We start from the raw sequence: 23,201 nt of genomic DNA on the forward strand, positions 1-23,201 counted from the left end.
TCGATGATCGCGGTTCGCTCGGCGGTTCGTCGATCGTTCGGCATCGTGGCTGTCGTGTTCATTACAGTAGTGTCTCCGCGACCGCGGCATCGCTCGGGTGGTTCACGTTGACCGCGAACCGCTCGTCGTCGATCACAGTCGTCCGATTTCCTTCGACCTCTCCGACGATATTGACTCCGGACGGTGCGACCGTTTCGCCGTCGACGTCCATCGTCGTTTCGACACTGACACCCAGTCGTCGTTTGCACGCAGCGGGGACGGCGACCGTGAGCGAGCCGGTATCGTGGCGATCGAGCACACGATCGACGGCGCTGCCGTCGAGCAGTGGGAGATCGGTCGCGACGGTGAGCACCGGTGAATCGCTCCGTTCGAGCGCGTACTGGAGATCGGCGACGTAGCCCTCGCCGGGGGCCTCGATGGCGTCTTGATCGAGATACTCCCGCGTACGTGGTGCGTGCGGCGAGGCCACGTACCGAATCGACTCGATGCGGCTGTCGGCGAGCGCCCCGCGCACGCGATCGAGCATCGACCGACCACCGATCCGAAAGAGCGGCTTCTCGACGTCGCTGTCGAGTCGCGTGCCGCGACCGCCACACATCACCAGTGCGTCCACGCGACCACCCCCACGTGCAGTGCGACGATGCGAACGATCTCGTTCGTCGCGCCGAGGACGTCGCCGTTCACCCCGCCGAGAGCCGTCCGTGCCAGGCAAAGGGAGCCGAGCGCGACGAGCGCGGCCGCGAGAAGCATCGTGCCGGCGATCTCGATCCGCGGCCACGTCAGGATCGCTGCCGGAACGGCGCTCGCGACGACGAGCGGTGCCGAGCGCGGCCCGGAGCGCCCGGTGAGCGCTGCGCCGAGACCGTCGTGGGGTGCCGCGCCGAAACAGACGAGCAGCGCCATCCCGAACTTCGCCCCGACCTCGGCAATGACGACGAGCAGCACGGCCCGCAGCGGGAGCGTCGCGAGCGCGAGTCCGGCCGTGAGAAGTCCGGCGATCACGACCGCGACCGCGAGCGCACCGCCAGCGCCGACGTCGGTGTCCTTCAGCACCGCGCGGCGCTCGTCCGGTCCGCCGTGCACGACGAGCGCGTCGCCGAGATCGATGACGCCATCCATGTGGTTGATCCCCGTGAGAAGATAGACGGTGACGACGAAGGCGAACGCGATCGTCGGCGCTGGTCCCGGGAGTGCGATCGGGAGCGCGAGGAGCGCGCCGACGACGTAGCCCGCGAGCGGCATGCTCGCTGGCGTGGCGCGGAACGCCTCCCAGGAATCGCCGTCGTGGCCGACGGGGAGCCGCGAGAGGAATCCGAGCGCACCCCGGAGCGCCCTCAGAACCATGCAGCCACCCCCGTGAGCAGCACCGCCACCGCTCCCGCAACGGCAATCACTCGCAGTCCGCGGCGCGCGTCCGCCGTCGTCGGGAGCCCAGCATTCGGGTTCAACACGTAGGCGTCGGGCTTGCGGAGTTCGACGTCGAGCACCGCGGCCATCGCCGCCATCGGCCAGCCGGAGTTCGGCGAGGACGGCTCACCGTGCCATCGGCGCGCGCGGGCGAGCGCGGTCGGCGAACCGCCGGCGAGCGCGACGAGCACGGCACTCAGTCGGGCCGGGAGCCACATGACGGCGTCGTCGAGACGGGCGCTCGCCCAGCCGACCGGCTTCGAGCGGTAGCCGAGCATCGAATCGAGCGTGTTGACCGCCTTCACCCAGATCGCGGCGGCAACAGCCACCGGGAGCGAGAGCTGCACCCCGAGCGCGAAGGCGAGGAGCGGTGCGAGAAGGCCGTCGGCGAGGTTCTCGGCGATGCTCTCGACGACCCCACTGCGGAGTTCGCCCGCCGAGAGCTCCGTCGTGTCGCGGCCGACGAGCCCCCGGATCGCCGTCCGGGCTCCTTCGGGATCGCTCTCGATCGTTCCGACGACGTCGGCGGCGACCGAGAGCAGCATCCGGAGGCTCGTCGTCGCGAACAGCGCGAGCGCCGCGATCAGTCCACCGACGAGTGGATGGACGGAGTCAGAGAGCGCCGTGAGCCCGCCGCCGATCGCGGCCGCCCCGAGCGGTAGAACGAGGGCGACGACCGCGCCGACCGCCCGCGGATGGGACCACGACCGATCGAACCGGCCGACGAGCCGTCCGAACAACGCAACCGGATGGATTCGCCGCGGAAACTCCTCGAAAACGAGGTCGAGCGCGACTGCGGTTCCGAGCGCCGCCACCGCTACCGTCCCCATCGTCCTCCCGACCAACCCGGTCGATCGGCGTGTGACGGTCGAACGCGTGGGTCCGGGGCGACGTCTGACATCGTCGTCTGGTCGAACGGTGGCAGTGCGCCGGGTAAATATGTGTCTGCTGGGGTCGCACAGTTGCGTTCGACTGTCAGACGATCGGTGGGCATCGCGTGGCAGCAGGACACCACCGGCTCGGTTGTCGCGGTCGAGGATGGCTGTCCCGCCGTTCAGCCCTCCGAGACGGCGGCGTCCTCGCTGTCAGTATCGGTGCCGGCGTCGAACCGACGGCCGATGACGAAACCGATGGCCGACAGCACCAGCGCGAGGACGACGAACACGCCGAGGAAGACGAGATCGGCGAGCGAGAGGACGAACGGCCACGGGGTGACGCCGTAGCCGTCGGCGGCGAGCACGAACGCGAGATCGAGGACGATCGGCGTCAGCGCGACGAGGACGGCAAGGCCGTAGAACCCACTCGCGAGCATCGCTGCCGGCGTCCGCCGGGAGTAAAAGAACACACCAGTCAGTACCGCGACGGCGAGCAGAGCGGGCCAGCGAAGCCCGAAATCCGCCAGCAACCACGCGGCGTACACGCCACAGAGCAGCGCGAGAACGACGGCAAGAGCGGTGGTGCGGGCCGAATGACGCTGGCCGCCGACGAGACGACGAACCGCTCGTGAGCGCCCGCCAGCGTCGTCGGTTCGGCTATCGCTCGCCATCTCAGCCCCTCCGTGGCCCGACGGCCTCGCGCGGCGGGCGTTCGGGGTTCGGCATCGGTTTTCGCTCGGGTGGATCGGGGCCGTCGCGCCAGTCGCCGCGGGGATACTCGCCGAGTTCAGCCTGGAGATACTGCTTGCCGAGCGAGAGCGTCAGCCACGGGTCGCCGACGCCGGTCATGAGATCACCGAGCATGCCGTCGTCGGTGAGGCTACCCGGACGGGACGACGAGACGTCGTTGTTCGCGAAGCGGTTGCCGTCGCGGACGGGTGCACCGAGCGCGAGATCGGCCCGGCCGGAATCCGCGACGCGATTGTCGTGGACACGGTTGCCGCCCGGTCGCCAGAGGTTCGCGTCGATCATCGGGATGGCACCGATGCCGAAGTTGACGTGGCCGGTGACGTCGTTGTCGACGATCTCGTTGTCCCGCCCGCCGGCGACGTTGATCCCGGTGCCGAAGGCCGCGTAGCCGAACGCCTTCGCCGGCGCGTCGGCGTTGTTGTTGTCGTAGACCTCGTTGTTTTCGATGCGCATGGCTGACTGCGGCGCGAGCGCCTCCGAATCGAGCGTGTTCGGAACGATGCCGCCCATGTTGTGCCGCCACACCGAGTTCCTGAGAACGAGATTGCCGCCGGCGTTGGTGCCGGAGTAGCCGATCCCGTTGCGCTCGGCGACGACGTTCTCGACGCGTGCGTGCGAGGGGTTCGACTGACCAATGTAGAAGCCCGAGTCTGGATGGCCGGCCGCGTACGAGTGCTCGAAGCGACCGTTGACCGAATCGAACGCGTACAGGCCGTAATCGCCGTTGTTGACCGCAGTGAGATAGCTCCCCCGATAGCCATCGACGCCGGTCCAGTAGAAAGCGTTGTACGCATAGCCCGTCGCGGTCAGGTTCTCCATCACCACGCCGTCGGCCAGCGCGATGATCCCGTTGTACCGCGTCCCCTCGCCGTCGAGGACGACGCGGTTCCGGTCGCGCCCACGGATCGTGATGTTCGGCGTGTCGAGCACCCGGACCTCCTCGGTGTAGCGTCCCGGGCCGACGAGCACGAGATCGTGAGGGTTCGCCGCCGAAACCGCCGCCTGGATCGTGTCGTGATCCTCCGGAACGCGGCGCGTCCGATAGTTCTCGTACTCGCGTGGCGGGTCGCGATCGGGAAGTGCCGCCGGAGTGGTGTGGGTATCGCCCGCGCCGACGGCCATCCGCCCGAGACCGACCGTCCCCGTCGCACCCGCTGCAGCCCCGAGTTTCAGGACCTCGCGTCGGTGTCGTTTCGTGTCATCGGTCATCGCTACCACTAACCATACAGTTCACCGTCGAACGATGATAATAGTTCGCCTGATACAGCCGGCGAACGGCGACTGCTAGCCGGTGGGTGAGAAGAGTTTGCACCAGCCGTCGGGATGGATACGTCCCTCGACCAGCACGCAGGCACCGAGCTCGTCGTCGCCTTTCGCCGGGATGAAATGTTGGCAGCCGGAACAGCCCTGCCCATCCTTCGGGGACGACTGGTAGGCGACGGTGTCCTTGGCGGTGAGCGACGACGGATCGCGCTGGCGATCGCTGAGACCCGTCGCCGTCTCGTAGCGTGCCGGCACGGAGCTGTTCGTCGTTCCACCGGTACGAGCGGTGGTGGTCGAGGCACCGCCGTCGGCAGTGGTCGCGTCCCCATTGTCGGACTGGCCCGCGTCGGATCCCAAACAGCCGGCAAGCACGGCGGTCGATCCCCCGCCGATCAGCCGGAGGAACGTCCGTCTATCGTCCATGCCGGAGCTCACCCCTCGTGTACCCCATCGAATCGATCCCGTGTGGATTCGACGATGGCCGTCGACGAGTGGTCGTCGGGCACCCTCTCGCTCGTTTCGCTCGATCCCGGCACGAACGCCGGCTCGGAACAGTAGCGATGTTTTTTCCGGCCGTTCTCTCGACGGACACTGAGCGCATCTGTGGGTGTGAATGACAGCCCACCGATGAAAACGTTTCGTACAGTCGATCGAACCACAGTTCAGGCCCGGATTCGGGTCGGTTTGTCGCGTCCCATCCCAACCGTTATCCCACCGTGTGATCTACTGTCATGTGGAGGGACTAGTCATGCCTCTACGACAGCGCCGGGACGGCTCCGGTACGGGGAGAGCGCCGGATCTCAACGAGGTGATCGACCGCATCCTGAACGGTGGCGGCGACCCGTCGCCGACACCCGGCCCGTAAGCCACCGCGGGCGTCCCGTCCCCCATCAAGGGGACGGATTTTTCTCCCGATACAACTGCGTGCGTCGTTCAGCCACCGGCAGCCGGCAAGAGTCCACGAAGACCGGTCATCATGGCGATGACGACGAGCATGAGACCGGTCATCCCCATGAGCCAGCGCAGCGCACGGTTGTTCAGCTGCCCGACGCGTCCACCGTCGGGATCGGACGAGGCCAGTTCGACGAGCATCGCGGTCTGCAGCGAGTGCAGCGGGCCGAACGCGATGAGGAGCATCACGCCCGTCACGGCGAGCGCACCCCAGAGATAGATCGTCGGCGAGGCCCAGTAGTCGAGGCGGTACGCGAGCGCGATTCCCGACCCGATCGTCCCGACCGTCAGCGACTCGCCGACGACCATGATCTTCGGCGTGAGATGCGGGATGACCGCGGCGGCCGTCTCGGGACCGGCCCGGTCGAGCGCGGGAGCCATCACGTACCGGAAGAAGTAGTCGAGTCCGAACCAAAAGGCCCCGAGGCTGACGTGAACGTAGAACAGCAGCGTTTCGCTCCCGGAGAGAAAGGCAAGCACGGGAAGTCCGAGGATTGATCCCGCGGCGGCGAGCGCGTAGCGCGACCCCGCAGCCCCCACGACGAACCGGATCTCCTCGACGGACGACGTCGGTTCAGCTACTGTTGCCATACCCCTCCCGTGTCCGACATCAACTTAATGGTACTGGCCTGAACAGTTCAGACAATGGACGTGGCGGCAGGCGGGTGATTCGACGATCGGATCCGGCGACGTGATCGTCACAAAATACTGCAAGCCGTCCGTTTAGGACGGTCGCGGCCGACCCGTGCACATGCCCTTCGAGGCGACAATCACGTCGATCCACCGGATGACACCGCGGGTGAAACAGTTCGTGGTCGAGGCCGAGGAAACGTTCGACTTCGACCCCGGCCAGCATACGACCGTCCGTTTCGAGCGCGACGAGCCGGACGACGACGAGGACGAACAGGTCGTCCGTCCGTACACGGCGACGAACACGCCGGGCAACGACCGGATCACGCTCGCGATCAAGCGCTACGACGATGGCACCGCCTCGGTCTACATGCACGAGCGCGAGGTCGGCGACACGATCACGCTCGGCGAGCTCGGCGGCAACCTCACCCTTCGCGACACCGACAGGGACGTCGTCTTCGTCTCAACGGGGACGGGTATCACGCCGATGATAGCCATGCTGAAACAGTATCTCGAAGTCGGCACCGGCGAGGCCCACTTCTTCTACGGCGAGAAGAACCAGGAGAACGTCATGTACCGCGAGACGCTCGACCAGCTCGCGGCCGAACACGACGAGCTGTCCGTCGTCTACTCGCTCTCCGACGAGGAGTGGGCGGGCCCGACCGGCTACGTTCAGGATCACCTCGACGACCGTCTCGACGACCTCGACAGGGATTTCTACGTCTGTGGCGTCCCGGGGATGGTCGTCGACACGAAGGACGAACTCGACGAACTGGGCGTCGACGACGATCGGGTGTTCTCCGAGGGCTGGGAAGACGGCGAGGTCGAAGACTGAGCAAGCGCCTCACCGACCGGACGAGTCCACGATTCCCGCTCGGCATCACGGTGCTTACCGAACCGGCGACGGGTTCTCGCAGGACCCCGGTGGTCGATCAGGACGCACCGTCGGCTCCATCAGCCATCGGCAGCTGCGACGAGATCGCCGGCGAGCGCGGCAGCCTCGATCGCATCCGCGCCGAGGAGGTAGGTCACGGGTTCGATGCCGAACGCGCCTTCGTGATAGATGAGCCGCGGGACTGCCCCGCGCTCGCGAAAGCGCTCGCGGAGGTGCTCGGCGCGGTTCTCGTAGTCCGCGTCGAATCGCAGGGGATCGATATCGTGTTCCTCGGCCGCCGCGAGAAGAGCATCGGAGGTGGCGAGGTTGAGCGCACCTCGGATCGAGGGATCGATCGCCATCGCGGCGAGCAGGGTCTCGGCGACGTGCTGTGAGGCCCCGAACTCGGGCTGTGCCGGAACGAGTACCCGCCCGCCGACCGCGTGGACGCGTCCGGGAACGGCCGCGACCGCGGTCGCGTCGGTCGCCTCCGGCAGCGCCGTGGCGACGTTCGTGCCGACTTTCGGGACGTGGGCGGCGATCTCCGGCGTGTTCGTCACCCGTCGCACGGCGGTGCGGACGGTTCTGAGGACGTCGCGTTCGGCGAGCACGCCGTCGTCGCTCCCGCGGACGCAGAGATCGCAGCCGAGACCGTCGAGCGCCGGCATCTCCTCCTCGTGGACGGCACAGATGGGGCCGCGATCCTCGAACGCACGGATCAGTTCGAGCAGTTCTGCGAGCGCCTCGTAACCGCTCATCGTGTCGGCGGCGAACCCGTCGGCGATCCGCGCCATCGTCGCCTGCATCCGCTCGTTCTCGCGAAACCGCTCCTCGACAGCGCCGTCGCCGCCGAGGGACTTGCTGACGGCGGCCTGAGTCACGCCCAGTCGATCGGCGATCTCCTGTTGAGTGAAATCGCGCTCGGCGAGTTCGCTCGCCAGCATCGACCGAGCGGTCGGGAGGAACCGCTCGACCACGATCTCGCTCGGGAGGCGCAGTGACATGCGGCATCGTCGGACGACGGCGTGTATAAATCGTGGTCATCACCGTCCGTCGATGATCGGATGCCGTCGTCGGCGGGTTCATCGATTCGCCCCAGCCGTTGTGTGCAGAAGCAATAATTTCGCTCTTCTGTCCCGTCACCGTTGATTTAGCCGGCGAGAGACCAAAGCCCATATACTGCGTTCGAGAGAACATCGTTGAGTGACTGACCCCGGCCGGCGACGACTGCTGACGATGCTCGGTGCCGCCGCGACCGCGCTGGGGTCGGGCTGTACGACCATTCTCGGTTCGACGGCCGGACCGAACGACGACCAACCAAACGAGACCGACCGCCAGCAGCCGTCGACCACCACCGAGAACCGGAGTCGGGGGCGGACGAGCGGGACGGATCGTGACGATCCCGGCTCCAAGCTGCGGCGGACAGCGTGGGCGAGCGGCACGCCGCTGTCGGCCGATTCCGGGATCGGCGAGTGGACGGCGACCAACGGATCGGTTTCGTCAACCGACTGGCACGGCCCGGGCGGCGACACGGGCGTCGAGCTCGTCTCGCCGGTACGCGTCGATCGTACGGCGATGCGGGCCTCGTTCGATCGGCCGATCGATCTGACGAGTTCGGCGCTGTCGTTCGGCATCCGTCTCGATCGCGCGGCCGAGGAGACGATCGAGCTCCAGCTGCTCGCACCGGATGCGGACAACCGCCTCTCGATGGAGCGCTATCTCAAGCGAAAGGAGGGGACCGTGCGGGTCGATTTCGCGCCGTCGTCGGTCACTGGCGCGCCCGATCTGACCGACGTCCGCGGGCTGGTGATCAGAGCGTACACTGGCGACGAGAAATCGCTCACGCTGCGCGTGGGCGCGCCGCGCCTCCGGAAACTGTCACAGCGGCGCGGTGCGGTAATCCTCACGTTCGACGACGGTCACCACACGCAGTTCGACACGGCCAAGCCGATCATGGACGAGTTCGGCTATCCCGGTGTCGTCGGCGTGATTCCGTGGTTCGTCGGCAACGAGATCCGCGCGACCCGCTCCCAGCTCCACACGATGGCCGACGACGGCTGGGAGATGGCTTCGCATCCCCAGTTCGAGGAAGCACCACTACCGACGCTGTCGCGGAAACGACAACGGGAGGCCATCGAACGCTCGCAACGGTGGCTCATCGACGAAGGGTTCGACAGCGGCGGTGAGACGTTGATCTGGCCGTTCGGTGACTTCGACGAAGGCGTGCTCGACATGGTCGGCGAGTTCCACGAACTGGCGTTCGGCGGCGGCTCCTCGCCGGCCCCGTGGGCGATCACCGAACCGGCGTGGGTTCCCCGGGTCAACGGGGACAACCCGGAAGAGGTGCGACAGGCCGTGGACATGGCTGCCGGGTTCGGCGGCGTCACGACCGTCATGTTCCACACGATCGGGCAAGCCCGGCTGTCGACCGCGGCGTTTCGCGACGAACTCCACTACATCGAGCAGGCGGACGTGGATGTCGTCTTGCCGTCGGCGCTCGCGGACGCACAGCCCTACTGAAGGGTTCCGTCACGGGCGACGACCTCGCCCGCGCTCACGACGTATCGCGGCGTCCGGTTGGACGTGATCGCCCACTCCGGCGACGGCCCGTGATGGACGACGAGGTTCGCCGGGGCTCCCTCGGCGAGCGCGTAATCGTCGAGATCCAGAATCGTCCCACCCTGTTCAGTGACGAGGTTCCAGAGAGAGCGTAATCCCCGATTCGTCGCGTAGCCATCGAGTGTGAGCGACTCGACGAGCATCGCTTCGAGCGCGTCGACGTTACCGTGAGCACCCCAGAGGTCGTGGACCTGATCGGTGCCGTGGGCCATCGTGAGCCCCGCATCGTGGAACCGGCGGATCGGCATGCCCCGTGGCGTGCTCTGATAGCAAGTGATGAAATCGAGTTCGGCCGCCGCGAACGTCTCCATCGCGTCGCCAAGTCGTCCCTCCCAATTGGGTGCCTGATCGCTCGCAGCGTCGCCGAGCGCGTACGCGTGACTCGCCGTGACTCGGCCCTCGTAATCGCGTTCGATCGTCGCCTCGGCGAGATGGCGGAGCGTCCGCATCCCGGTCGTGCCGCGCTCGTGGATGTGGACGTCGAGGTCGGCGTCGTGATCGGTAGCGATTTCGAACCACGTGGCGATCGTCCCCTCGCGATCGTCGTTGAACGTCGCGGGATCGAGCCCGCCGACGAGATCGGCCCCGGTGTCAAGCGCCGCACGGACGGCTTCAACCGAGCCCTCGTCGCGGCGGACGCCGTACTGCGGGAACGCGACGATCTCGATATCGAGACGGTCGCCGATCGTCTCTCGAACCGCCGAGATCGCCTCGACGACGTCCGTCCCGACCGTCCCGTCGACGTAGGCGTGCGTTCTGAGGTGGAGAATGCCGTTGGCGATCGCCTGATCGGCCGCGCGGCGAGCGTTCGCCACGAGCTCGTCGTGGTCCGCCTCGGCGAAGTACGTCGCCGTGCGCTCGATCGTCTCCGCCCGATCGGCCCCGCCCTCATTGTATCGCGGGCGGCGGTCGCCAGACGCCGAGAACGCCATATCGAGATGGACGTGTGCGTCGACGAACCCCGGCGAGACGAGGTTTCTCTCGGCATCGAGTTCGGTCTCTCCCTCTCCGTCGATTGCCGGGCAGATCGCCGCGATTCGGTCGTCGTCGATCGCGATGTCGACGGATGCGTCGTTTTCCGGAAGAAGGGCGTTGCGGACGACGAGTGTCGGCGAGGAATCCATGCTTGTGGATGGTGGAGCGCCCGCATCAATCGTGGGATCACAATCGCGGCTGCATGTGATCGAGGTTCGGTCGAATGAAGCCGTCAGGAATCCGTATAGAGCGACGATCGGAGTCCTTCCTCGGACTGGGAGACGGTCTCCGAGCGTTTCTCCACGGCCGCCGCGATCTCCGAATCCAGCCCCTTCGTGTCGGGACGATCAACTTCGACCAGGTTGCCGCTCGGATCGCGGATGTACGTCTGGAGTACACCATCGGGGAGTTCGTAGATCGCCGGCACGCCGTCAGCGGCATACTCGTCGAAGAGGTCGCGTTCCAGGGCAATGCGGTAGACGCGCTCGAAGTCGTCGACGTGGACGGCGAAGTGGTGGTATTCGGGCGCTTCGACCTGCCGCTCGAACAGGTGGAGCTGTTTGTCGCCACACTGGAGCCACTCGACCGGGACGGGCAGATCGGGCGACGGGATGCGCTCCATGCCGAACACGTCGGTGTAGAACCGGACCGCTTCCGCGAGGTCGTGCGCGGAGATGCTCGCGTGAGTGAACGCTATCGAATCCATCGTGGTATCTCTGCCAAACGGTGACTAATCGGTTGCGCTTGATGGATTCGCCCGGATCGACGATCGAGGAAGGCGAGGGCGGTTCCTACTCGGCATCCCAGTCGGGTCGCTCGCGGGCGACGAACTCGCCGTAGCCGGGATCGGCGACGATCTCGCCATCGTCGATGGCGATGGCGCTGTCGAGCAGTCGATCGGGTGTTACCAGGGTGCCATTCGCGATGACGAGATCGACGGTCACGCGACAGTCAACGACGCACCGTCACTTGAACGCGCTGGCTTCGACGGGATCGATGGCTCCGCGGATCGATCCTTGAAACGTCACATTTTATATCATATATTTGTCATTCAGTGAATACCATAGCAGATATGGTAAGTATTCGCTCGCGACGGTGGTGACGGGATCGACGTTTCGTCCGCAGTGTGTCGAAAATCCCGCAAGTGGCATAGTAGAATCACCAATGCCCATGGCCCAAGTGGATACAGGAACTCACCAGGGCGGGCGTGTAGCAACGGAGAGTACCATTACGTCGGGAGCACACGACGGATCGCCCCATCGCGTAGCTCCACCACTCCACTGGTCCGGATTGTAATTTATACCTCCTAAGAGTATTTTTAGTCTGCACTAATTTATAGCTTTTGTTCTCCACCAACCACTTCTGTTCAGACAGTTGGCCGTCTTGAACGCCAAATTCAGGGGTATAAGGCGGAGCGTCACGTTCGTGAACCGGGGGTCCGCGGTGACGGCATCGACGTACATCGTTTCAAGCTCCGGACCCGGAGACGGCGGCGTTCGAGCCGCCGATCGGAGGACGGGTCCGTTTTCCTATCCATTTCAACGATCCCCAATCAACAATCAGATATTCGATATTACCTCGATAGTGTATACAGATCGTCATAGATGGTCTCTATATTCCGTCGGAGATACCGTAGAAACAACGGTCTACATGTGTCCTCCAGGTTTGTTTCCGAAGGCCAGTGATCGGTTCGGGCACCACCCCGTCGTGGACCCGTGACGACACGGAAGAGCCGACGCAGTTCTTTCGTACGCGTGATCACCAGCCTGTCGTCGATGGATATCGAATACAGAGGCCGAGAGTGGAGGTGGAATCGACAGATCGTATCGATGTTCGTCGAAAGAACGGAATTCGATCTCACGGACTGTGAAAGCACCCGAGGCGAGCGACGTGCCGGCCAAGATCCTCGGGAACGGCGACCGAACCCCCATTCACCGAAGCATCGGCGCGACCTCGGTACCGAGCCGATCGATACAATCGACCATCGCATCGGTGCCGATACCGGGATGATAGGTGCGAAAGATGATATGAGTGTCGTCGCCCGTGGCCGCACGGTATCGCTCTAACTCTGTCGCGACCTGTTCGGTTGTACCGAATACCGCGTTTTCTTTCAATTCCTGCTTTCGCTCGGCGGAGAGTTCGTCGACCGATTCGCCGGAGAAGATTTCGGCGTAGCGCCGCTGGAGGTAGAAGTAGCCGGGTTTCATCGTTTCCCATGCCGCCTCGCGCGACTCGTCGACCCAACCGTGGACGAGCGCGTACACCGTGAACTCGCCGTCGATTCCCTCCTTCTCGCGGACCTTACGGATGTCGTCGACGCGCTTTTCGATGCCTGAAAGAGGGAGTTTCGAGGGGGCACACCACGCGTCGGCAGTCCGGGCGGCACGGCGGACAGCCGGTTTGGCCGCACCGCCGAGCAGTATCGGCACACCCCCGTCGGGTTTCGGCGTCACGCTCACGTCGGGAGTGATGTCGTGGAAGTCGGCGTCGTAGTCGAGTGGACCGGCGGACCACGCCGCTCGTAGGAGGTTCACCTGATCGGCGAGGCGTTCGGCGCGTTCCTCGCGCGGGACGCCGAACTGCTCGAACTCGTCGGGGTTCGAGCCGATGGCGAGCCCGAGCGTCAACCGACCATCGGCAAGCAGATCGACTGTCGCCGCGTCCTCGGCCAGCCGAACGCCATCGTAGAGGGGCGCGAGCGCGATGCACGTCCCGATCTCGATCTCGTCTGTCACGGCCGCGAGCGCGCCGAGCGTCGGCATCGTTCCAGAGAGATAGCCGTCCTCGGCGAAGTGGTGTTCGGAGACCCACGCGCTGTCGAGACCCGCGTCGTCGATCGCTCGCCCGAGCGTGAGGATCTCGTCGTAGAGCTCGCTCATCGAGCGGTCGTCGTCGGGTCGCCGCTGGCCGGTGAACAGTCCGGTCCCGAGCTTCATAGCGGAACTGTGCACCCGGGCCTCAAAGCACTATCCCCGGATGACTGTCCGACGAACGCGATACCGAACGGCTGATGGACACCGCTGCTGATCTTTGGCCATGACGTTCCTGACGCTACCCTACGAGAAACCGACGGCGCTCCCGTCGTCCGCCGACGGTGATCCCCGCACGCCACCGTCGTACGTGGCACATTTCCTGACCGAGCACACCGCTCCGGATGCCGTGGTGCTCGATCCGTTCGCCGGGTTCGGCACCACGCTCGCCGTCGGCGAACGGTTGGGACGGGAAGTCTACGGCATCGAGTACGAACGCGAGCGGGTCACGCACATCGAGGAACGGATCGATCATCCGGAACGTGTCGTTCACGCGAGCGCGCTCGATCTCCCATCGCACGACGTTCCGGCGATCGACTGCTGTTTCACCTCGCCGCCGTATATGGTCGAATCGATGGACGTCGATCCGCTGGCGAACTACGACGATGAGAGCGAGACGACGTACGAGGAATATCTCGATGCGATCGAAACGGTGTTCGCCCACGTCGGCGAAATCGTCGTTCCCGATGGGACGGTGCTCGTCGACGTCGCCAACATGAAACACGACGGGAGAGTGACCACGCTGGCGTGGGACGTGGCGGATGCCGTCGCAGCGACGTTCGAGTTCCGCGGCGAGGTCGTCGTCGGCTGGGAGAACGAGGACGAGAGATACTCTGACGACCCCGAGGGCGGCGTTTACGGGTACGGCTACGATCACAGCTACTGCCTCGTCTTCGATGCGCCGAATCAGTAGTCGATGCGGGTGATCTCCTCGACTGGCCACTGGCTCAGGATCTCGACACCGTTCTCGCGGACGACGACCATCTCCTCGACGCGCACGCCCTGGCGGTCGGCCGGCTCCATCGTCTCGACGGCCATCGTCATCCCCTCCTCGATCTCGATGGGATGGTCGGGCGAGAGCCCGCGCCAGATCAGGGGCACCTCGTAGAGTTGGAGGCCCAATCCGTGCGCCCAGTGGTTCGTCGTCATCTGCCAGTGTTCGTCGGCGTCGTACCAGTCGGCGTGCTCGCCCGCCATGTCCGGAAACCCTTGGGCGATCTCGTCGGTCGTCGCACCCGGTTCGATCCGTTCGAGCACGTCGTAGAGGTTGTCCCGGGCGGTCTCGTAGGCATCCCGCTGGGCCTGGGTGGGTTCGCCCATCGAGAAGGTGCGGTAGTAACACGAGCGATAGCCGAGGTAGCCGACGTTGTAGAAGTCGGCATATACGATGTCGCCCGGTCGAATCGCTCTGTCAGTAGTGTTGGCCTGATGTTTCGGCCACGTGTTCGGTCCGCTGGTCACGTAGCCACCTTGGGCCATCGCGCCGTGTCGCCAGAGTTCGCGCACTGCATCGCCCCAGACCTCCGATTCGCGCTTGCCGGGTCGAGCCGATTCGGTTATTTGCTGGAACCCTGCCTCACAGATCGCCGCCACCATCCGCAGACACTCGATCTCGTCGCTCGTCTTGGTTTTTCGGGCATCGTGCATCAAGTCGACGCATTCCTTCGTGCGGACCTCGACGCTGCCCGATTCGAAAGCGTCGATCAGTCCTGCATTGCCGACGTCGAGACCCATCGGTTCCTTCGCGACACCGTACTCTGCCATCGCTTCCTGCACGAGACTCGCCATCTTTTCGGTCAGGAACTCGCGCGCGGAGTCGCGGCCCGACGCGCGCGGGACGTTGCCCAGCCCCGGCGCGGCGTAGCGGATGTCGTCAAGCCAGGGACAGTTGAACAGCTGGTTCGAGGCGTGATCGGCGGTGTCCCAGTGGATTACGTCGCCGTTCTCGGTGAGGAGCGTGTAGTGGTCCGCCCCGCTCCCGCCGGTCATCGCGAGCCCGGTGACGTACCGGATGTTCGGGTCCGAGACCAGCAGCATCGAGCCGAGCTCCGAGTCCGCCAGTCGCTCCAGGGCCTTCTCGTAGCGTTCCTCACGCAGACGTTTGACGTCGATGCGCTCCTCCCAGTCCACAGCTTGAGTCCCCCGCGTCCCTTCCATGAAATCGCGCTCGTACATACCGAAGTCCTCCGCCAGTCGACAGATAAATCCCGTTGTTTCGGCAAGCTACGACACACCACGGCGACCCCCGTTCCTCCAGCCCCTCTTCACACCGACCGCCCCGATGATTTATCGCACAAGCCGACGAACCACGAACGAGATGTACAAACACGTCGCATTGCTCGTCCGTAAGGACGGGATGGAGTACGACGCGTTTCGCGAACACTGGGAAGAGATCCACTCGCCGCTGGCGAAGGACATTGAAGGCGTCGTTCGCTATCAAACGGTCTATCCTACCGATCCCGACACCGCCGAGTTCGACGGCCTCGCCGAACTCTACTTCGAATCGCTCGACGATCTCCACGAGGCGCTCGGCAGCGAAGGAGATCGGGATTACGACCCCACCCGAGAGATTGCAGCGGAGGCACGCGAGGACGTAAACAATTTCCTCGATATCGATCGCCGACCCAGATTCATCGGCGAGGAGAAAGTCTGGAAGGACGAGATCGACGGAGATACTGATGAACTCTACAAACACTCGGCGTTCCTCGTTCGCAAGGATGGGATGAACCACGACGAGTTTCGCGAACACTGGGAGGAGACCCACTCACCGCTGGCGAAGGACATCGAGGGCGTCGTTCGCTACCAGACCGTCTATCCCACCGATCCCGACAACGCCGAGTTCGATGGCGTCGCCGAACTCTATTTCGAATCGCTCGACGACCTCCACCAAGCGCTCGGCAGTGAGGGAAGTCGTGACTACGACCCGACGCGGGAGGTTGCGGCGGAGGCCCGAAGGGACGTGGACAACTTCTTAGACATCGATCGTCGGCCCCGCTTCATCGGCGAGGAGAAAGTCTGGAAGGACGAGATCGACGACGTCGAAGGCTACTGAGATGGACGAGACGGATTACGAGGAACTGGTTCAGGAGGCGTTTCCGGAACTCGATCGGATCGCGAGCGACGATCTCCGCGAACGAGTCGTTGAAGCATGGATTCTCGGCCTCGAACGCGGTGGCTGGCGGGAGATCGGCGACATCCCGTACGCGTGGAACATCCACGAGGTCTCGAACGTCGAGCACGTCCGCGGCGTGACGAAGATCGCGCTCGAATCGGCACGGGTTCAGCGCGATTTCCACGACGCCGAGCCCAACGTCGACGTGGTCGTCGCGGCCTGCCTGCTCCACGACGTCGGGAAATGCTACGAATACGTCGATCACGTGGATAGTGAACTGCTCGCGGGAACGGATCGCGAGCGCTACGCCTCCGGGGTGATTCCCCACTCGATCTCGGGCTACGCGCTCGCTCACGAGGTGGGCGTCCCCATCACTGTTCAGCGTGCGATCCCACACTTCCTCGGCGAAGTGCCCGAACGTACTCTGGAAGCCGAACTCGTCAAGAGCGCCAACGCCGCCTCTTCGAACGCCATCACCCAGTCCGCAATGGGCATCAGCCTCAAGAAATGGGTCGAGCAGTACAGCCAGACGACGGACTGAGCCAGCGAAACGACCGCGTTACAGCGGATCGAGCCCGCTCTCCTCGCGCAGCACGTCGATATATTGGCGAAAGCCGGCCTCGAGATCGTGTTCGACCTCGTATCCCGTGTCTTCCCGGAAGGCGCTCATATCGAGGCGCTGGGTCCACGGCAGTTCGCCATCGTCACTGACCTCGATATCCGCATCGGGGAGGATTTCCCGGACCGTATCGGCGGCATCACGGATCGAGGCGAGTTCGCCCCGGACGTTGTAGATTCGCTGTGAGAGATCCTCCTCTGGGGTGAACGCCGCCAGCCGAAAGGCCTGGGCGATGTCCTCGACGTGCTGCCAGTCGATCTCTTGGTCACCGTAGTCGACGGCGACGGCCTCGCCGACGGCGGGTTTCTCGACGATATCCGCGAGGAAGGCCGACCCACCGGTCTCGCGGAAGGGACCGTACGCGACCGTGGGTCGGATGGCGACGTGCTCGACGCCGTACGCTTCGTGATAGACGCGCGCCTGATGCTCGTTGTACTCCTTGGTCGCGCCGTAGAGCGTATCGGGGGCGACGAGATCGTCCTCGGTGACCCACCAGTCGCCGCCGTCGTCGTAGTTCGCGGGCGGAGCGTAGATCGCCGCCGATGAGGCCCACGCGACGCGCTCGACGTGATCGAGGGCGCGCGCCGCCTCGAAGACGTTGCTCGTCCCCTGCACGTTGACGTCGAGGGCGGCGCGCGGGTTCGATTCCGCCGCGTTCGTCAGCAGTGCGGCGAGATGGACGATTCGACTCGCGCCGGTCTCGGCGACCGCGTTCACGACGTCCGTGGGGTCGCTCACGTCGCCACGGCGGATCGTGACCCGATCGGCGACGTCGAGTTTCTCGAGGATTCGCGGGTCCGTCGAGCGGTCGTAGGCGATCACTTCGTGACCGTGCTCGACGAGCGAGCGCGCGACGTACGCGCCGATGAAGCCGGTGCCACCAGTGACGAGGACGGTCTCGTTGGCTCCCATCCCCTCGACAGTCGCACGAGTTCAGCAAAAGCGTTGCGCCGCCCCAGAACTACTCGTGGAGGCCGCCGACCGACTCGTAGAACGACGACTGGAGACTCTCAGCCATCTCTTCGTCGGGGTCGATACGCACGTCGACCACCGTGGGGACGTCGGCCGCCTTCGCCGCAGCAAGCGTCTCGTCGAGATTCCCGGGCGAGCGTACGCGCGTTCCCTCCGCGCCGAACCCCTCGGCGACTCGGACGAAGTCGGTATCGTGGAACTCCACGCCGGGGATCGCATCGTCCATCTGACGGACCATCCCGAGACTCGTATCGTTGAGGACGACGAACGTCGGCGCGACGCCGTACTCGACCGCAGTCTCGACGCAGGTCATCGTCATCGCGAAGCCACCATCGCCTGCGACCGCGACGACATCCCTGTCGGTGGTGATGGCCGCGGAAACGGCCGCTGGACCGGCCCAGCCCATCCCGCCGACGCCGCCGCTGCCGAAATACGTTCGCCGTGCGGGCGTCTGGAGGTGATTCAGCAACCAGAACCGGTTGTTGCCCGAATCGGCAGTGACGAGCGTGCTCCCGTCGACGATTTCGTCGATCGCGGCGACCGCTCGCTGTGGTTTGATCGGTTCGGCGTCGGAGTCGCATTCGGCTACCCGGAACGACTCGCGAGCATCGCGGGCGCGTTCGCGTGCCCAGTCGTTGTCCGGTGAGTACGCCTCAGCGGCACGATCGAGCGCGCGCAGACTCTCCTTCGCATCCCCAATCAAGCCGACATCGGCGGGGTAAACCCAGCCCGCGTTGCGGCTATCGATGTCGGCGTGAATGATCGTCTGTTCGTCAGGGCGAACGAACGATTCGGCCCCCCAGTTGGTGTCCATCGGATTCAGCCGACAACCGACCACCAGCAGCGTGTCGGCTTCGCTCACGGCCTGATTTGCGCCCTCGTGACCGAACGAACCGATGACGCCCGCAGCGAGCGGGTGGATCTCGGCGATGGTCGATTTCCCGAGATAGGAGGTCGTCACCACCGCCTCGTAACGCTCGGCGACGGTTTCGAGTTCGTCGTAGGCTCCCGCCGCGTGGACGCCGTTGCCCGCGATGACCACCGGTCGCTCGGCCGTGGCGAGGTGTTCGGCCGCGCGCTCGACGTCGGTCGTCGTGGGGCGTGACTCCCAGTTTCTGACCTGTACTTCGGGCGACCAGAGCGCCGGTGGCTCGTCGGTATCGGGAACCTCGGCGGTGACAGCGTCGCCGTCGAGGATCACGGCCGTCGGTCCGGGCCGGCCCGCGGTCGTATGTTTGAACGCGAGTTGCGTCGTTCTGAGGGTTTCTTTCGGCGTTCGGGGGAACCACCACTCCTTGGTGATCCCGTCCAGGATCTTCGGCAGTGCGAACCCGCCGTAGTCGCCGCGGGCCTGCTGGTAGGGCGCGAGCGTCGAATACTCGCCGCGTTCGGAGGCTTCGGTGAGTACAACCATCGGCGAGGAGCCGAGCCGTGCTTCTAACTGTCCGATCGCGCCGATCGAGCCGATCCAGGGCCCTTGACCGGTGAGAACGCCCGGTTTGCGGTGGAGGCGGCCGTACATCTCGGCCATCACGCTCGCCTCGCGCTCGTCGCGCGGGCGCACGACTTCGATCTCCGACTCGGCGACCGCTTCGAGGAGTTCGATGGCTCGCCCCCCGGGATAGCCGAAGAGATACTCGACGTCAAGGCGTTCCAGCGTCCGGACGAGTTCCGTACTGACAGTTGTCATAGCTGGGAATGACTGTCCACAGCGGGCACCGAGTCGGTGAGTGTGTCGCGCTCGCGAAACCGGATCGACACCGGTGCGTGTGGCAGTACGCCAAACTCTGCACGGAACGACTTCGTTCTATCGGTCGGAATGGTAATCCGTATTGTCCTCGGGTTGAACAGCTCCAGCGGTGAATCGTCGGGCGTGGAAAACTGTCGGGAACAGCCACAATGATGGACGAAGGCGATCACCGATCATCCGAATGCCTGTTTCGCTCACGGGAACAGAACTAACTCGAATGAGATACAGTAGCAAGCATGCACGAGGTGGCCAACCCGGTGACGACGGTCGAGACGGCGTTCGAGATAGTCGAATACGTCGCTGAGTACGACGATGCCGGCGTGAGCGAGATCGCCGCCGATCTCGATCGGGCGAAAAGCACCGTCCATCGCCATCTCGGAACGCTGGTGCAGCGTGGCTATCTCGTCGAGGACGGAGGCTACTCGCTCGGACTCCGATTCCTCGATCTCGGTCTCGACGCGCGAGACGGGCGGCCGCTGTATCACGAGGCGCACGCGAAAGTCGACGAACTGGCGGAGCGGACCGGCGAGAAGGTATGGTGTATGACCGCCGAGAACGGGCGCAGTATCCACCTCTACGGCGCGAGCGGGGCGCGATCCGTCCGCACCGACAGCCGCGAGGGCGATATCGGCTATCTCCACCAGCACGCGGCCGGCAAGGCGATCCTCGCCCACCGTCCGCCCGAACACGTCGGCGACATCGTCGAACGCTACGGATTGCCCACTCGCACCGACGACACGATCACCGACGGCGACGAACTGTTCGAGCATCTCGAACGAATCCGGGAGCGGGGCTACGCGTTCAACCGAGAAGAGTCCATTCCGGGCCTATATGCGGTCGGTGCGCCGATCACCGACGACCACGGCGTTGCCATCGGCGCGCTCAGCATCTCCGGACCGGCCAACCGTCTAGCGGGCGAGACGCTGACGGAGGAATTTCCGGAACTGCTCCTCGGTGCAGTCAACGAAATCGAGATAAACCTCTCGTACGGATAGCCAAGCCGGTGCAGACATCCGATGTCCCGCAGACGTCGATGACGGCTGTGACGTCGCCGCGAAACGCCGAGCGATGGAACGATTTCTCTCCCCACCCGGTGGCGTTCGATCTTCTATGACGATAGTCATGCTGTCATAGTAGGTGTGGGATATGAAAAGGCCATCCCGTGTCTTCCACGGTTGTACCTCCACGTTCTCGGAGTACGACCCGGCTTCGAACAGTGGAAACAGCGTCGAGGGAGTCATCCCAACCGAAAACGGTCGATGGCGGGGATCGATCCGCGATAGTATAGTCCACGATCGTTGTCGAACAGGCGTGAACAGCCGTGATACGTGTTGGTTCATGGGGACGAACAGCATCCGAAACTGAGCGGGACGTGGCTCGGCTGGCACAGCCGGTGTTTCGATTTCCGAAAAGAAGGTTATCTGAACTGATAGTTGGTTCCCCAGCCACGTCGTCGTGCAGAAAGCGATCCGTATCGGCGTCGCCATCACTCACGAGGCGGTATGTTCGAACGATCGAAAAATCAGGTTCGAGAGCTTCGTCGGCGTGATTCGCTTTTTTCGACTCGCCACGACACGTCCAAAGAGATCGTGGGAAAGAGATAGCACGCGAAAGGGGATCTCGACACGCCGAATCGGATGTACGATAGCGACGGTTCTGGACGATAGTTCGGTATGAAAACGCGTGTTTCGAAATGAGACATCATCATGGTTACAAACCGAAGGTGAATGTCGGAAGCGGAAACGCCAGTGCCCATACGCGTGCGAGGACTGTAGTATGTCGCTCCCGTCGTTCGCTGGTGAAGGGAGAGTTTTAACTGGCCGGCGAGCCGACGGGCAGCAGTCATGGCCGAACTCACTCTGGAGGAAGCGAATCAGCTCGACGAGGACGCGTTCGTGGACCGTTTCGGCAGCGTCTACGAGACGTCGCCATGGGTGGCCGAGCGGAGCCGGTCGGCACAGCCGTTCTCGTCGGTCAGTGATCTGCAGGAGACCTTCGAGGCGACCGTCGAGGAGGCCTCGGAGGAGCGCACCCGGGAACTGCTCAAAGCCCATCCCGATCTCGGTGAGCAGACCGAGATGACCGACGCCTCCGAGCAGGAGCAGGCGTCCGCCGGGCTCGACCAACTCACGCCGGAACAGTACGAGGCGTTTCAGCGACTGAACGATCGGTATCAGGAGAAATTCGGCTTCCCGTTCATCATGTCGGTGAACGACGAGTCGCCCGAGACGATCCGCAGCGCGATGGAGGAACGCGTCGAACACACCACCGACGAGGAGTTCCGAACCGCCCTCGACGAGGTCCACGAGATCGCACGGCTCCGCCTCGACGACATGGTGGAAGACTAGGAAACCGTTCGCGCACGGGTCGCGAGGGCCCGAGCAAGTTACGGGGAGGGGAACGCGCTCGTTTTACTCGCCGATGCGTCCATCGGGCCGCCCGTTACGTTCGATTCCCGACAGTGCCGATCGAGAAGCGCGTGACAGGCCGTCGAGATGGGCGATTCGGATCGCCTCACACTGGTTCGGATCGGTCAGCGAAACGCCTAAACCTCATGATGAATCGAGTATAAAAGCTTTTGTAGTGGGTGGCATAACCACACAACTGCGTATGACGACCAACAAACACCGTGAGCCCGAACCCGAGGAGGGCGAACGGCTGATGAACTACGGGAAGGAAAAGATCGGTATCTACCGAACCTACGCGTCGCCGCTCGAAAACGTCCGGACGATCCCGGAATCGTCGTTCGACGGTCGCGACAACACGCTGCTCGGTCTGGATGTTCGCGTCCGACTCGAGGGCGACAAGTTCTTCAAGAACTTCAAGGAAGCCGACAACACCGACCTGGTCGCGACGGACACGATGAAGAACTTCGTCCAGTACCAGCTGGGCGAGTACGACGGCGCGACGGTCGAGGGGTTCCTCGACTTCACGGGCCGTGAGTTCCTCGACCAGTACCCCCAGATCGAGGCGATCCAGCTGTCGGCCGACCAGATCCCCTTCGACGAGCTCGACGTCCCCACCGACGACGGCGACTTCGAGCCGAGCGATCTCGTCTTCCGCGTCTCGCAGAACGAGTCCGGCTTCGGCGAGGTCTACCTCACCCGCGGCGACGACGGCCCGCAGATCGAAGAGCAGAACAGCGGCATCACCGACCTGCAGCTGGTCAAGGTGAAGGGCAGCTCGTTCACGGACTACGTCCAGGACGAGCACACGACCCTGCCCGAGCGCGAGGATCGCACACTGTACGTCTCGATGGACATCTTCTGGAACTACGAGGATCCGGAAGACTGTCTCGGCGAGGAGCCCCAGCGCTACGTCGCCCCCGAGCAGGTCCGCGATATCGCCCACGTCATGTTCGACGAGATCTACTCGCAGTCGATCCAGGACCTCATCTACCAGGTCGGCCTGCGCGTTCTCGAACGGTTCCCGCAGCTCGAATCGGTCAACTTCGAGGCCAACAACCAGACCTGGATCGCCGTTCGCGAGGAGATCGACGGCGACGAGGACGTCAGAGTGCTGCGCGAGCCGGCCCGACCGACCGGCTACCAGCAGTTCTCGATGGATCGCGACGACCTCGAAGAACAGTAAACA

The 23,201-nt window shown here is 64.4% G+C and carries 23 protein-coding genes; 8 read left to right on the forward strand and 15 right to left on the reverse strand.

Going from position 1 to position 23,201, the window contains the following annotated elements; translation table 11 throughout:
* Positions 1–61: 61 nt before the first annotated feature.
* From NO363_RS08190 to NO363_RS08220, 7 genes are all read right to left on the reverse strand, one after another.
* Positions 62–598 carry an NTP transferase domain-containing protein gene (locus NO363_RS08190; protein ID WP_256687940.1) on the reverse strand — a complete coding sequence of 179 codons (537 nt, stop codon included), beginning with the start codon at positions 596–598 and terminating at the stop codon, positions 62–64.
* Complete coding sequence (cobS, locus tag NO363_RS08195) at positions 598–1,344, reverse strand: adenosylcobinamide-GDP ribazoletransferase (protein ID WP_256684293.1); 747 nt, start codon at positions 1,342–1,344, stop codon at positions 598–600. The genes NO363_RS08190 and cobS overlap by 1 nt, the downstream gene beginning before the upstream one ends.
* Positions 1,335–2,237, reverse strand: coding sequence for an adenosylcobinamide-phosphate synthase CbiB (cbiB, locus tag NO363_RS08200; RefSeq protein WP_256684295.1), 903 nt, complete (start codon positions 2,235–2,237; stop codon positions 1,335–1,337). The genes cobS and cbiB overlap by 10 nt, the downstream gene beginning before the upstream one ends.
* Before the next feature lie 224 nt (positions 2,238–2,461).
* On the reverse strand, positions 2,462–2,953 hold the full coding sequence (locus NO363_RS08205) for a hypothetical protein (protein WP_256684297.1): 492 nt from the start codon (positions 2,951–2,953) through the stop codon (positions 2,462–2,464).
* 1 nt (position 2,954) lies between these two features.
* Positions 2,955–4,241, reverse strand: a complete 1,287-nt coding sequence (locus tag NO363_RS08210) for a right-handed parallel beta-helix repeat-containing protein (protein WP_256684300.1) — start codon at positions 4,239–4,241, stop codon at positions 2,955–2,957.
* A 75-nt stretch (positions 4,242–4,316) separates the two neighbouring features.
* Positions 4,317–4,718, reverse strand: coding sequence for a high-potential iron-sulfur protein (locus tag NO363_RS08215; protein WP_256684301.1), 402 nt, complete (start codon positions 4,716–4,718; stop codon positions 4,317–4,319).
* A gap of 510 nt (positions 4,719–5,228) precedes the next feature.
* Positions 5,229–5,837 (reverse strand): hypothetical protein, encoded by a 609-nt coding sequence (locus tag NO363_RS08220; RefSeq protein WP_256684302.1) that lies wholly within the window; start codon positions 5,835–5,837, stop codon positions 5,229–5,231.
* 160 nt (positions 5,838–5,997) lie between these two features.
* Here NO363_RS08220 and NO363_RS08225 point away from each other — a divergent pair, with 160 nt between their 5' ends.
* Positions 5,998–6,711, forward strand: coding sequence for a ferredoxin--NADP reductase (locus NO363_RS08225; protein ID WP_256684303.1), 714 nt, complete (start codon positions 5,998–6,000; stop codon positions 6,709–6,711).
* Between the two features lie 119 nt (positions 6,712–6,830).
* Here NO363_RS08225 and NO363_RS08230 read toward each other — a convergent pair whose 3' ends face one another.
* Entirely contained in the window at positions 6,831–7,754 is a 924-nt protein-coding gene (locus NO363_RS08230; RefSeq protein ID WP_256684305.1) for a thiamine-phosphate synthase family protein, read from the reverse strand.
* 199 nt (positions 7,755–7,953) lie between these two features.
* Here NO363_RS08230 and NO363_RS08235 point away from each other — a divergent pair, with 199 nt between their 5' ends.
* A complete protein-coding gene (locus NO363_RS08235) occupies positions 7,954–9,270 on the forward strand; it encodes a polysaccharide deacetylase family protein (protein WP_256684307.1) in 1,317 nt (438 codons plus the stop codon).
* Here NO363_RS08235 and NO363_RS08240 read toward each other — a convergent pair.
* From NO363_RS08240 to NO363_RS08255, 4 genes are all read right to left on the reverse strand, one after another.
* A complete protein-coding gene (locus NO363_RS08240) occupies positions 9,264–10,493 on the reverse strand; it encodes an amidohydrolase family protein (RefSeq protein WP_256684308.1) in 1,230 nt (409 codons plus the stop codon). The genes NO363_RS08235 and NO363_RS08240 overlap by 7 nt on opposite strands.
* An 83-nt stretch (positions 10,494–10,576) precedes the next feature.
* A complete protein-coding gene (locus tag NO363_RS08245) occupies positions 10,577–11,050 on the reverse strand; it encodes a VOC family protein (protein WP_256684310.1) in 474 nt (157 codons plus the stop codon).
* Positions 11,051–11,135: 85 nt separating this feature from the next.
* Positions 11,136–11,288 carry a hypothetical protein gene (locus tag NO363_RS08250; protein WP_256684312.1) on the reverse strand — a complete coding sequence of 51 codons (153 nt, stop codon included), beginning with the start codon at positions 11,286–11,288 and terminating at the stop codon, positions 11,136–11,138.
* 987 nt (positions 11,289–12,275) lie between these two features.
* Complete coding sequence (locus tag NO363_RS08255; protein WP_256684313.1) at positions 12,276–13,280, reverse strand: LLM class flavin-dependent oxidoreductase; 1,005 nt, start codon at positions 13,278–13,280, stop codon at positions 12,276–12,278.
* Between the two features lie 100 nt (positions 13,281–13,380).
* Between NO363_RS08255 and NO363_RS08260 the strand changes: the two genes are divergently transcribed.
* Complete coding sequence (locus tag NO363_RS08260) at positions 13,381–14,067, forward strand: DNA methyltransferase (RefSeq protein ID WP_256684314.1); 687 nt, start codon at positions 13,381–13,383, stop codon at positions 14,065–14,067.
* On the opposite strand, the gene NO363_RS08265 is transcribed toward NO363_RS08260, so the two are convergent.
* Complete coding sequence (locus NO363_RS08265) at positions 14,061–15,329, reverse strand: M24 family metallopeptidase (RefSeq protein ID WP_256684315.1); 1,269 nt, start codon at positions 15,327–15,329, stop codon at positions 14,061–14,063. The genes NO363_RS08260 and NO363_RS08265 overlap by 7 nt on opposite strands.
* 142 nt (positions 15,330–15,471) lie before the next feature.
* Here NO363_RS08265 and NO363_RS08270 point away from each other — a divergent pair, with 142 nt between their 5' ends.
* Both NO363_RS08270 and NO363_RS08275 read left to right on the forward strand, forming a co-directional pair.
* Positions 15,472–16,206, forward strand: a complete 735-nt coding sequence (locus NO363_RS08270; RefSeq protein WP_256684316.1) for an EthD domain-containing protein — start codon at positions 15,472–15,474, stop codon at positions 16,204–16,206.
* A 1-nt stretch (position 16,207) separates the two neighbouring features.
* Positions 16,208–16,807, forward strand: a complete 600-nt coding sequence (locus tag NO363_RS08275) for an HD domain-containing protein (RefSeq protein WP_256684317.1) — start codon at positions 16,208–16,210, stop codon at positions 16,805–16,807.
* Between the two features lie 18 nt (positions 16,808–16,825).
* On the opposite strand, the gene NO363_RS08280 is transcribed toward NO363_RS08275, so the two are convergent.
* Both NO363_RS08280 and NO363_RS08285 read right to left on the reverse strand, forming a co-directional pair.
* A complete protein-coding gene (locus NO363_RS08280; RefSeq protein WP_256684318.1) occupies positions 16,826–17,797 on the reverse strand; it encodes an NAD-dependent epimerase/dehydratase family protein in 972 nt (323 codons plus the stop codon).
* A 49-nt stretch (positions 17,798–17,846) separates the two neighbouring features.
* Complete coding sequence (locus NO363_RS08285) at positions 17,847–19,547, reverse strand: thiamine pyrophosphate-binding protein (protein WP_256684319.1); 1,701 nt, start codon at positions 19,545–19,547, stop codon at positions 17,847–17,849.
* A gap of 296 nt (positions 19,548–19,843) precedes the next feature.
* Here NO363_RS08285 and NO363_RS08290 point away from each other — a divergent pair, with 296 nt between their 5' ends.
* From NO363_RS08290 to pucL, 3 genes are all read left to right on the forward strand, one after another.
* On the forward strand, positions 19,844–20,602 hold the full coding sequence (locus NO363_RS08290) for an IclR family transcriptional regulator (protein WP_256684320.1): 759 nt from the start codon (positions 19,844–19,846) through the stop codon (positions 20,600–20,602).
* Between the two features lie 849 nt (positions 20,603–21,451).
* Positions 21,452–21,955 carry a 2-oxo-4-hydroxy-4-carboxy-5-ureidoimidazoline decarboxylase gene (uraD, locus tag NO363_RS08295; RefSeq protein WP_256684322.1) on the forward strand — a complete coding sequence of 168 codons (504 nt, stop codon included), beginning with the start codon at positions 21,452–21,454 and terminating at the stop codon, positions 21,953–21,955.
* Positions 21,956–22,217: 262 nt separating this feature from the next.
* Positions 22,218–23,198, forward strand: coding sequence for a factor-independent urate hydroxylase (gene pucL / locus NO363_RS08300; protein ID WP_256684324.1), 981 nt, complete (start codon positions 22,218–22,220; stop codon positions 23,196–23,198).
* The last annotated feature ends 3 nt before the right edge of the window (positions 23,199–23,201 follow it).

It is taken from the genome of Halococcus qingdaonensis, assembly GCF_024508235.1.
Taxonomy (GTDB): domain Archaea; phylum Halobacteriota; class Halobacteria; order Halobacteriales; family Halococcaceae; genus Halococcus; species Halococcus qingdaonensis.

Coding starts and splice junctions, on each gene's coding strand:
- NO363_RS08205 (WP_256684297.1), bottom strand. CDS start 2,953: ATGGCGAGCGATAGCCGAACCGACGACGCTGGCGGGCGCTCACGAGCG.
- pucL (WP_256684324.1), top strand. CDS start 22,218: ATGACGACCAACAAACACCGTGAGCCCGAACCCGAGGAGGGCGAACGG.
- NO363_RS08275 (WP_256684317.1), top strand. CDS start 16,208: ATGGACGAGACGGATTACGAGGAACTGGTTCAGGAGGCGTTTCCGGAA.
- NO363_RS08230 (WP_256684305.1), bottom strand. CDS start 7,754: ATGTCACTGCGCCTCCCGAGCGAGATCGTGGTCGAGCGGTTCCTCCCG.
- NO363_RS08245 (WP_256684310.1), bottom strand. CDS start 11,050: ATGGATTCGATAGCGTTCACTCACGCGAGCATCTCCGCGCACGACCTC.
- NO363_RS08225 (WP_256684303.1), top strand. CDS start 5,998: ATGCCCTTCGAGGCGACAATCACGTCGATCCACCGGATGACACCGCGG.
- NO363_RS08210 (WP_256684300.1), bottom strand. CDS start 4,241: ATGACCGATGACACGAAACGACACCGACGCGAGGTCCTGAAACTCGGG.
- cbiB (WP_256684295.1), bottom strand. CDS start 2,237: ATGGGGACGGTAGCGGTGGCGGCGCTCGGAACCGCAGTCGCGCTCGAC.
- NO363_RS08255 (WP_256684313.1), bottom strand. CDS start 13,280: ATGAAGCTCGGGACCGGACTGTTCACCGGCCAGCGGCGACCCGACGAC.
- NO363_RS08240 (WP_256684308.1), bottom strand. CDS start 10,493: ATGGATTCCTCGCCGACACTCGTCGTCCGCAACGCCCTTCTTCCGGAA.
- cobS (WP_256684293.1), bottom strand. CDS start 1,344: ATGGTTCTGAGGGCGCTCCGGGGTGCGCTCGGATTCCTCTCGCGGCTC.
- NO363_RS08220 (WP_256684302.1), bottom strand. CDS start 5,837: ATGGCAACAGTAGCTGAACCGACGTCGTCCGTCGAGGAGATCCGGTTC.
- NO363_RS08265 (WP_256684315.1), bottom strand. CDS start 15,329: ATGTACGAGCGCGATTTCATGGAAGGGACGCGGGGGACTCAAGCTGTG.
- NO363_RS08215 (WP_256684301.1), bottom strand. CDS start 4,718: ATGGACGATAGACGGACGTTCCTCCGGCTGATCGGCGGGGGATCGACC.
- NO363_RS08270 (WP_256684316.1), top strand. CDS start 15,472: ATGTACAAACACGTCGCATTGCTCGTCCGTAAGGACGGGATGGAGTAC.
- NO363_RS08285 (WP_256684319.1), bottom strand. CDS start 19,547: ATGACAACTGTCAGTACGGAACTCGTCCGGACGCTGGAACGCCTTGAC.
- NO363_RS08190 (WP_256687940.1), bottom strand. CDS start 598: ATGTGTGGCGGTCGCGGCACGCGACTCGACAGCGACGTCGAGAAGCCG.
- NO363_RS08260 (WP_256684314.1), top strand. CDS start 13,381: ATGACGTTCCTGACGCTACCCTACGAGAAACCGACGGCGCTCCCGTCG.
- NO363_RS08290 (WP_256684320.1), top strand. CDS start 19,844: ATGCACGAGGTGGCCAACCCGGTGACGACGGTCGAGACGGCGTTCGAG.
- uraD (WP_256684322.1), top strand. CDS start 21,452: ATGGCCGAACTCACTCTGGAGGAAGCGAATCAGCTCGACGAGGACGCG.
- NO363_RS08280 (WP_256684318.1), bottom strand. CDS start 17,797: ATGGGAGCCAACGAGACCGTCCTCGTCACTGGTGGCACCGGCTTCATC.